Source organism: Kitasatospora sp. NPDC024654, from assembly GCF_055559155.1.
In genome coordinates, this window is sequence record NZ_JBVHLF010000267.1 from 1 (window position 1) to 1,383 (window position 1,383).

Below are 1,383 nucleotides of genomic sequence, written 5' to 3' on the forward strand. Positions count from 1 at the left end.
ACGGCCCCATCCCGGAACTCGGCGTCGTACGTACGTCGCTTCCCCACCCTCAACTCCTTATCGGGTCACGACTCCACGCTACGAGGGGAAGCACATGTTGATGTAGCGCTGCCCGAGCAGGTCAAGCGGCTGGGTGCCTTGCAGGTTGATGGGCCAGCCGGGTGCGGCGGGGCAGGACGGCACCGTATCCGCCGAGTTCGAGACGTTCGACCCCGCAACATAGGGGCCGAGGCCCGGCGCCGTGATGCTCGTCATGAGCTGCGGGCCGTTGCCGGAGATCTGGCGGTCGCAGTTGTTCATGTTGAAGTAGCGCTTCTTGCCGAACTCCATGACACCGCTGGTCGCGCCGACGGGCTGGCCGAACAGGCCGGCCGTCGGGGAGATCGTGAGCGTCGGGCCGCTCCAGACGGCGGCCTCGTTGATCGCGCCGGACTGCCCCGTATCGGTGTTGCACACCAGCGACGAGGTCCGGCCGTCGGCTTCGGTCAGGGTGGGCGTGGCCTCGGAGCCGGCGGGAGTCGTCGGGTTCAGGCACACCATGGTGGAGTTGGGCGCCAGGGCGAAGCCGGGCGGAAGCGTCGTGGACACCTGCGCGCCCGTGTGCCCGACCGGGGCGGAGTTGTTGTACCAGGCGCGCACCAGCACCGTGGCGCCAGGGGCGACAGTGGGGTTGGACGACCAGGTTGCTCCGTTGTCCGTGGAGTACAACAGGCTGCCGGTCGTGGCGGCCATCGCCGGGGTGGCCGCGAACAGCGGCGCCCCCGCGAGCCCCAGGGCCATCGCGGCGGCCGCGGCTCGGCGGGTCCACGACCTCGAAGCGTTCGGTTGCACGATGTCCTCTCCGGCCCCGCAGCCCCTGGAGAACTGCGGGCTTGTCGACCCGCGAACAGGGGCGGGGTGATCGGCAGGGCTTGGGCCGCGGCAAAACCGCCGGAAGGAACAAGGCGCGGTGCGTCACCCACCAGGCACCCTCAACCGCGCCCCGCCCGGCGGCGTGCGTGGCGCTGTGAACGTACCCGCCGAACGGGAGTGAAGATCGGAAAGCCGCGCCACGGCCGTTGACTGTCATTCGGTTGGCGCACCACGGGATATCCCACAGTTGGGCACGGAGCCGCTGAAAAGTGGTGGCGTGTTGGTGGTGAAGCGCAGTGTCGTTGTCCGGTGAAGTCCTGCTGTCGCCCGTCATCAGCCGAGCGTGGTCCACCTCCGTCCCTGGCGGGCGGCGCGCACCCGCTCCCTCCACGCCGCGGCACCCACCCGGCACCGCCAGGAACCCCGGAGGCCGTCACCTGTCGGCGGCGGCTGAACCGTGACCCACTTTGGACGGTTGAGTTCTGACCCTCTTGTGTCGTCGGTGGTCTTGTTCAGTCGTTGTCGGTGGCG

Annotated in this window: 1 protein-coding gene; it reads right to left on the reverse strand. The window is 69.4% G+C overall.

Features of this window, described 5'->3' with window-relative positions; genetic code table 11:
* Window positions 1–78 precede the first annotated feature (78 nt).
* A complete protein-coding gene (locus tag ACZ38L_RS39535) occupies window positions 79–780 on the reverse strand; it encodes a hypothetical protein (RefSeq protein WP_465703007.1) in 702 nt (233 codons plus the stop codon).
* Between the last annotated feature and the right edge of the window lie 603 nt (window positions 781–1,383).

Excerpts from the sequence above, each read along its gene's own strand:
- ACZ38L_RS39535 (WP_465703007.1), bottom strand. The coding sequence starts at position 780 with ATGGCCCTGGGGCTCGCGGGGGCGCCGCTGTTCGCGGCCACCCCGGCG.